7 protein-coding genes and 1 pseudogene are annotated in these 7,779 nt (G+C 68.9%); 3 read left to right on the top strand and 5 right to left on the bottom strand.

What is annotated here, in order from left to right; translation table 11 throughout:
• Window positions 1-46 precede the first annotated feature (46 nt).
• Window positions 47-301, bottom strand: coding sequence for a Mu transposase C-terminal domain-containing protein (locus tag ACFVWU_RS43575; protein WP_387632002.1), 255 nt, complete (start codon window positions 299-301; stop codon window positions 47-49).
• Window positions 302-404: 103 nt separating this feature from the next.
• Here ACFVWU_RS43575 and ACFVWU_RS43570 point away from each other — a divergent pair, with 103 nt between their 5' ends.
• From ACFVWU_RS43570 to ACFVWU_RS43560, 3 genes and pseudogenes are all read left to right on the top strand, one after another.
• On the top strand, window positions 405-2,036 hold the full coding sequence (locus ACFVWU_RS43570; RefSeq protein WP_387631999.1) for an ISAzo13 family transposase: 1,632 nt from the start codon (window positions 405-407) through the stop codon (window positions 2,034-2,036).
• 154 nt (window positions 2,037-2,190) lie between these two features.
• Window positions 2,191-3,023: pseudogene (locus ACFVWU_RS43565) on the top strand (IS5 family transposase).
• Complete coding sequence (locus ACFVWU_RS43560; protein ID WP_387631996.1) at window positions 3,020-3,442, top strand: hypothetical protein; 423 nt, start codon at window positions 3,020-3,022, stop codon at window positions 3,440-3,442. Before ACFVWU_RS43565 ends, ACFVWU_RS43560 begins: the two are co-directional and overlap by 4 nt.
• A 109-nt stretch (window positions 3,443-3,551) precedes the next feature.
• On the opposite strand, the gene ACFVWU_RS43555 is transcribed toward ACFVWU_RS43560, so the two are convergent.
• The 4 genes from ACFVWU_RS43555 to ACFVWU_RS43540 form a co-directional block, all read right to left on the bottom strand.
• Window positions 3,552-4,121 (bottom strand): hypothetical protein, encoded by a 570-nt coding sequence (locus ACFVWU_RS43555; RefSeq protein ID WP_387631993.1) that lies wholly within the window; start codon window positions 4,119-4,121, stop codon window positions 3,552-3,554.
• Between the two features lie 1,067 nt (window positions 4,122-5,188).
• The gene (locus tag ACFVWU_RS43550) at window positions 5,189-5,317 is read right to left on the bottom strand and encodes a hypothetical protein (RefSeq protein WP_387631991.1); all 129 of its coding nucleotides are present in this window, start codon (window positions 5,315-5,317) and stop codon (window positions 5,189-5,191) included.
• A 249-nt stretch (window positions 5,318-5,566) separates the two neighbouring features.
• Window positions 5,567-6,670 (bottom strand): MFS transporter, encoded by a 1,104-nt coding sequence (locus ACFVWU_RS43545; RefSeq protein ID WP_387631988.1) that lies wholly within the window; start codon window positions 6,668-6,670, stop codon window positions 5,567-5,569.
• Entirely contained in the window at window positions 6,568-7,374 is an 807-nt protein-coding gene (locus ACFVWU_RS43540) for a dienelactone hydrolase family protein (RefSeq protein ID WP_387631986.1), read from the bottom strand. The genes ACFVWU_RS43545 and ACFVWU_RS43540 overlap by 103 nt, the downstream gene beginning before the upstream one ends.
• Window positions 7,375-7,779: the final 405 nt, after the last annotated feature.

Raw genomic sequence — 7,779 nt, 5'->3', positions numbered from 1 at the left:
CCGAGTACTTGTACGTCCCCAACGGGAACTCCTGTTCTCCGGATCATCACGATCCAAGTGTCCAGGGTGTCCACGTTCCGGGGGAAACCTCCCACAGGTACTCGCCATGCCGGTACACCTCGATCCACCGCTCGTCGTGTGGCATGTACCGCACTTCGAGCACCTCGCCGCCGCGGCCGTGCAGCTCGGGGGCGAGGTAGGCGTGGCCGTTGAACCGGATGCCGTCCTTGCCGACCTTGCGCTCGGTGCCGGCCAGCAGCAGGTACCGCAGCCGCGCCTCGTCCTCCAGCCACGCCTGCACAGGGGTTCGCCCGCCCAGCGCCCGGTGTGGGCGACGACCCGCGCTGCAAGGGCCCGTCGGAAATCAACTGGTTGCTTCCGGAGCTTTGCTTCGTTGATGTGGTATGGGGCGTTTTGATGAGTTGATCGGTCCGTTGCGGGCGAAGCTTGAAGCGGTGACGCCGCACCTGAACGAGCGTCAGCGCCGCCTGCTGTACGCCGCGGAGGCACGGCAGCTCGGTCATGGCGGGATCGCCGCCGTGGCGCGGGCCGCCGGCGTCTCGAAGGGCTGCATCAGCCGAGGACTGGCCGAGCTGGAAGCCGGGGACGACCCCGACGGCCGGGTGCGCCGACCCGGCAGCGGCCGCCCGGCCGCTGCCGAGAAGGACCCGGGACTGCGCGCCGCGCTGCTGGCCCTGGTCGAGGACAGCACGCAAGGCGATCCGATGGGGCCGCTGGTGTGGACGACCAAGTCACTGCGGCACCTGGCGGGCGAACTCGCCGCCCAGGACAGGGCGGTGGGACGTGACACCGTCGCCGTACTCCTGAAGGAAGCCGGGTTCAGCCTGCGCGGCAACGCCAAGGTCCTGGCGGGCAGCAGCCACCCGGACCGCGACGCCCAGTTCCGGCATCTCAACGACGAAGTGAGGCAGTTCCTGGACGCGGGCGACCCCGTGATCAGCGTGGACAGCAAGAAGAAGGAGCAGATCGGGCTGTTCGGGCGGGCGGGGCGGAAATGGGTTCCGCCGGGCGCCCCGGTCAAGGTCCTCGACCACGACTTCCCCTCGCAGGCGGTGGGGACCGCGATCCCGTACGGCATCTACGATGTGGGGCGCAACACCGGCTTCGTCGTCGTAGGCACCGACCACGACACCGCCGCGTTCGCGGTCGCCGCCCTGCGCCGCTGGTGGAACGAGGAAGGCAGAGCCGCCTACCCGGGCGCGAAGCGGCTGCTGATCACCGCGGACGGCGGCGGCTCCAACAGCTCCCGGGCCAAGGCGTGGAAGGCCAACCTCGCCGTCCTGGCCACCGAGACCGGTCTGGAGATCTCCGTCTGCCACACGCCACCGGGCACATCGAAGTGGAACAAGGTTGAACACCGACTGTTCTCCTTCATCTCCATGAACTGGCGCGCCCGCCCTCTGACCAGCTTCGAGGTGGCCTTGAACCTGATCGCCTCCACCACCACCGCGACCGGACTGCGCGTGACCGCCCGCCTGGACGAGAACACCTACCCCACCGGCATCGAGATCGACGCCCAACACGCTGCGGCGCTCACCGTCGACCCCGACGCCTTCCACGGCGAGTGGAACTACACCATCCCGCCCCAACCCGGCGTCCCCACGGTGCCGCTGCAGCCGCCCGGACGCCGCTCCCACCCCCGCGCGGCCCACACCTTCGATGCGACCCTGGCCACCCACCCCATCCTGACCGGCCTCAGCCGCCAGGCCCTCGACCACCTCGTCGCCGAGATCCGCGGGATGCTCGACGCACTCCCACCGAAACAGCGGCCCCGCCACCGCAAACTCACCACCGAGAACATCATCTGGGCCACCGTCCTGGACCAGCGCGGCCTGCCCTGCTCACTGACCGCCCACCTCTTCCGCATCGGCGAAAACCAGATGCGCGCCCTCCTCCAGCAGACCAGACCCCTGCTCCAGCGGCATGGGCACCAAAGCGAACCTCTCCCCGTCCGCCTCATCGACCCCTGCGAACTCGCCAGATACGTCATGCACGCGACGTCAATGAAGAGTTGACACGACACGCGCCACTAATTTGTCGACGCCCCCTTGATTCAACCAGGCACTCAGAGTGCGGTACGCGACCTTATGTCTGACTTGTCATCGCTCGATGGGGTGACGTTGGGGCATCGTTGCCGGTCAAGCGTTCGTGATTCGCTTGGGTGGCGGGATGAGTGATCGCAAGCCGTACTCGAGTGACGTCTCCGACGAGCAGTGGGCCCTGGTCGAGCCCGTGATCACAGCGTGGAAGGCCCGGCATCCCTCGGTCAGTGGCCACCAGGGCAAGTACGCGATGCGGGAGATCGTGAACGCTGTCCTGTACCAGAACCGCAGCGGCTGCCAGTGGGACCTGCTGCCCCACGACCTGCCGCCCGCCGGTGCGGTGAAGTACTACTTCTACAAGTGGCGCGACGACGGAACCGATCAGACCATTCATGACCTGCTGCGATGGCAACTACGGGAGAAGAAGCGGCGATTAGCCGACCCGAGCCTGGTCATCCTGGACACGCAGAGTATCCATGCCGCCGTCGGCGTCCCGGCCGCGCCACGACGGGCAAGGACGCGGCGAAACGGGTGCCGGGCCGCAAGAGATGCCTGGCCGTGGACGTTCTGGGCCTCGTCGTCGCGGTCGCCGTCCTGCCGGCCAGTGCACACGACAACGCCGCCGGTATCGCGCTGCTGGACGGCGTGGCCGACCAGACCGACACGGTGAGCAAAGCCCTGGCCGACCAGGGGTTCAAGAAGAGCGTCGTCGACCACGGCAAGGAGTACGGCATCGACGTCGAGATCGTTGAGCGCAATCCGGCCGACAAGGGCTTCGTCCCGCAGGTCAAGCGATGGATCGTGGAGCAGACGAACGGGATCCTGATGTTCTACCGGCGCCTGGTCCGCGACTACGAACACCGGCCTGCCACTTCGTGTTCACGCGTCTTCTGGGCAATGACCTCCGTCATGGCCCGCCGCCTCACCGGCGCCACCCTGCCCTCCTGGAGGGCAGCATGAGCGACAACCCGCAGATCAGCGCCGTCCTTGCCTACATCGAGACCCACGAGAGAGAACTGATCGAACAAGCCGGACAGCTCCGCTCGCGCATCGAGGACCTCACCACCCGCCTCGGCGAGCTCGACGCCGAGAGCGAGAACCTGCGCATCACCCGCAAGACCCTCCTCGCCATCCCGCGACCCGAGCCCGCCGAGGAGACCCCTCGCCCCGACGTGCCCGACCACCCGGCCTACCAGCAGATCCTCGCCGCCCTTACCGACGCCGGCCGTCCGATGCGGGCCCGCGACCTGTGCGAGGCACTCGACCTGCCGATCCTCCCGAAGAACACCGAAGGCATCCGGTCGAAGCTGAAACGCCTGGTCGCACGAGGCATCCTTGCCGAACCTGAACCCGGCCTGTTCACTCAGCCCCGCACCTGACCACCGGCCCACCCCGCCGACCAGCGATCCTCACCCAACTCCAAACCCGAAACGGGCATCACCTCGCTTACCGCACTCTGACAGTCGAACGCGGGGGCGTAGAGCCCGGTCAGCCCGAGAGCGGTTCGGCGACTGAGATAGTGACCCGGTCGCCGAAGCGGCCGCGCAGGTCTGCCTGGGCGCTGGACAGATTGCCGCTGACGCCGACCTCCACCACGCCGCGGGCGAAGCTCACCTCCGAGCCGTCGCCCACCATGACGATGCTGTAGTCCCTCGTGTGCCCTATCAGTGCCGTGACCCGGTTACGGGTGGCGGCCAACTCGCTGATCGAGCGCGGCGCGTCCCGCAGGTCTATGCGCACGCTCAGACCCAGGTGAGCGAGGGCGGCGTCGAATCCGCCACCGCCCGGCTTCCGGTAGACGATGACGCAACCGTCCGGAACGTCCACCACCAGACCCGCGAAGACATCCTGGTAAGAGCCGCTGAGGCGTGAGACCGCGTCCGCGGCCGTGTCCAGCTGCTGCTGGTCCGGTCGGCCCGAGCCTGGCGAAGGGCTTACGGCGACGCTCGGCGAAGGGCTTACGGCGACGGCGGACGCGGCGGCACTCGTCGGCACAGGAGCGGACGGCGCGACATTGGTCTGTCCAGCACAGGCTGCGCAAGACAGCAGAGCGGTCAAGACCAGGGTGACAGCGGTCAGGTGTATCGGCGTTGGGGTACGGGGCATCGATCCAGCCTCACTTCATCGGCGACGGCTAGTGATCGTACGTGGGCGCGAAGCGACGTGAGTAAGGGCGGGCACGGGGCAGGCCGACCGGCACCGCCCGGCCGGACGTCGAGACCGGGTTGGTGGGACCCGTCCCGGCCGTCGTCGTCTGGGAAGGCAGCGGTGCGCTGCTGGTGGGGTCAGTTCGTTGAACGGCCCCACCGGACTCGTCCTTGCAGTGTCGGCTACCCGAGGCTCTCTGCGACGTGGATGAGTTCCTCGTCCGAGAGTCGTGGTGGGGCGCCGGTGGCGACGATAAAGGTATAGGTCCCGTCCGACCATGTCAGCGAACGGGGCCCGTCGCGAGGGTCCGGTTGCGTGATGGTCGCGGGGTGGCCCTTGACGCTGGCGGCCCGGCCGTCCGGTGGTGTGCTGCTCCGGAGAGTCTGGCTGACAATCAGGGAGCCCCTTTCAGGCCCCGTTCCCAGCCGGTATCCGCTGGCCCAGGCCGGGGTGTCGGTCGGGAGCGGGGCCAGGCCGGGCAAGTGGACCATCCTGCCTGCGGGGTAGGGGTAGTTCTTCGCCTACCTCTGGGTGGAGCCGAGCCCGCTGCTGTCCCTTTCGGCGAAGCGTCGCCGAGAAGGCCGGGGCCGGCCGATGGGTGTTCCCGGGGTGCTGGGGGCGACCGCGGTGGCCTTCGTCCTTCTGGTCGCCGGAGGGATCGCCTTCGTTCAGGCGATCCACTCGGCTTCGCGCTGATCCATGCCCTGCACGAGACACCCTCCGAGCTACCACGAGGCCCTGCTCCCGAGCCCGGCGCGGCGCGGACCACGAGCATCCGATTGAGACTCCCGTTCGACGGACACCGCTCAAAATCGGAAAGACAACAGCTACTCACCGTCCACACCGCCTACCTGCAGAACCTCTGACGGTCCGGCGGCCGTGATCCCGGTCACGGACAAACGGGGAGGGCAAGGGGCCTGACCGGGGCGAACCGGGTGGGACAACGTGCTGGTCAAGGGGCGGGACAAGGGGCGCGGTCAGACCGCGGACAAGGGGGTGGTGTGCATCGTCGGCGGCACCTGGGCGCTCACCCGGGTGCCGGGGCTGGGCACCGCGCCAGTTCCGGCTTCCTGCTGACGGAAGGCCAGCTTGATGTCCGCCAACACTCTTGCAGCACCCGACCCCGACGACCAGGCCGCCGACCATCACCTGCCTCACCGGCCAGCCGAGGCCGCGACCGGCCGGGACAACCGGCCCACCACCGCCTCCACCGGCACCTCCACGGCCCCGACACCGGACGGCCGCGTTTCGGTAGGCCAGCGGCCCCGGTCAAGGAGTCGTGTCCGTGGCGACTTCCCTTCTTCCCCCACTACTGAGGCGCGGTGGACCTGCACGCGGCCCCCTGACGTGTCGGGTCACGCGCTGCTCGCGGCTCCCCTGGTGGCGCGTGGGAGTAGCACCGCGAACAGGACGAAGGCGGACACCAGGCCCGTGCAGGCGATCCCGATCGCGGTCCGGAACGGGATGTGCTCGGCGAGCGCGCCGCCGAGGGCGGCTCCCAGGGCGACCGAGGTGAAGGCGCTGGTGCGGAAGACGGCGGCGAGGCGGCCCTGCAACTCCCTCGGGGCCATCTGGTGGCGCAGGGTGTTCGAGTGGACGTTGAAGACCGTCAGCCCGAACCCGTAGAGGCAGAAGGTGAGGCCGCTCATGGCCATGGACACCGCGGGCGAGCCCTCGGGGACGAAGGTGAGCGCGCAGGGGGCGACGGAGGCGAGACCGGTGGACAGGACGAGGATGGCCGAGATTCCCCTCGTGCTCTTGAACCGCGGTGCGAGCCAGGCGCCGGCCACTGATCCGATCGCTCCGGCACCGAAGACGAGGCCGACTTGGGTGGAGTCCAGGTCCAGCTCGCGGAGCGCGAACAGCATGAAGAGTGTGATGACCGCCTGTTCGAAGAGGTTGAACAGGGTCATCTGGAGCAGCAGCACCCACAGGGCCGTGGTGCGGCGTACGAACCGGGCCCCGGCGGCGATGTTCGCCAGCCAGGAGTCTGCGGGTGCCTGCTCCCGTTCGACCTCGCGGGTCCGGGTGCGGACGATCATGGCCGCGGCCAGGGCGAAGGCCAGGGCGATGGCGAGGAAGACCAGGTTGCCGGAGACGGCCAGCAGGAGGCCGGCCGCCGAGGGACCGATGACTTGGGTGATCGACATGGACAGCTGCAGGCGGCTGTTGGCCTTGGCCAGGCCGCCTTCCGGGGCGAGGTCCGGTACCAGGGCGAGGGTGCCGACGCTGGCGAGGGCGTTGAGCGCACCCGCCAGGAACACGGTGAGCCACAGGACGGGGGCGCTCAGGGAGCCGTTGGCGGCGAGCAGCCCGGCCAGTGCGAGAAGGACGGCGCGCAGCGCGTGGCAGGTCATCACCAGCCGGATGCGGTTGACGCGGTCCACGACGAGGCCGGCGATGGGGGTGACCAGCAGGTAAGGGATGAACTGCAGGGAGGTGGTGACCGCGGCAGGCACTCGGCGAGCAGGTTGACGACGTCGCGCCAGGCTCGCTGTGCGTGCTGTGGGTGGTAGCCGACGCCGGGGACCGTGGGGTGGTCGACCGGGGGGTGGTGGAAGGCGTGCAAGGCGCCGCCGTAGACCGTGAGGCGCCAGTCGACGCCTGCGGCCTGCATCTCAGCGGTGAACGCGTTCCGTTGCGCGGGCGGCATGATCGGGTCTTCCGACCCGACCCCGGCCCACACCGGGCAGCGAATGCGCGCCGCCTCGCCCGGCCGGCCCGTGGTCAGTGCGTTGACTGTCCCGATCGCGCGCAGGTTGGCGCCGTCGCGCCCGAGTTCCAGCCCGACGGCGCCCCCGGTGCCGTAGCCGACGGCGGCGATCCGGTCGGGGTCGGTCCGCGGTTCGATGCGCAGCACGTCGAGCGCAGCATGGCCGATGCCCCGCATCCGGTCCGGATCAGCGAGCAGCGGTATGCACCGGGCCAGCATCTCCTCGGGGGCGCCCAAATAGCGCCCGCCGTGAAGGTCGAAGGCCAGCGTTATATATCCCAGCTCGGCGAGAGCGTCGGCCCGGCGGCGCTCGACGTCGCTGAGCCCCATGCCCTCTGGTCCGAGCAGCACCGCGGGCCGGCGGTCGACACCCGCCGGGAGAGCGAGGTGGCCGATCATCGTCAAACCGTCCGCCGGGTACTCGACCGTGCGCGTCGTAATCGTCCTCATGAGACTGGACTGTAGTGATCGTCGAGCCCGGTCCGGCCGCTGTTCTGCCGCTGGCAGAACAGCGCGCGTGTCCCTCTGAAATACGGGGGCCGGGCTCAGGGCTTCAAGATCATTCCGCTGTCCCTCTGGCGCGTATCGCGATCACACCCCCGGTAGCCGTGCCGCCGTCCCAGGAGCACCGGACGAGTGATCACCGGGCCCGCCTGTTCGAAGCCGGACGTTAAACGGCAAGCGTACGTCCAGCAGCTCGGGCATCGTCCCAGCTCAAAAGGAGGTGGAGGGGATGTAACCGGGCGTCAAGCTCAGGATAGCTAGTGAGCTGGTCTTGAGATCTTCCGTCGCCACGTGAGGTGCTTTGCGTCCCAGGTTCCGGTGTTCTTCTTGCCGCAGGTGGTGACGTGGTGT

The organism is Kitasatospora sp. NPDC058190, assembly GCF_042883685.1.
In the GTDB taxonomy this organism is placed as follows: Bacteria; Actinomycetota; Actinomycetes; order Streptomycetales; family Streptomycetaceae; genus Kitasatospora.
This window is presented reverse-complemented; position numbering and strand designations above follow the sequence as displayed.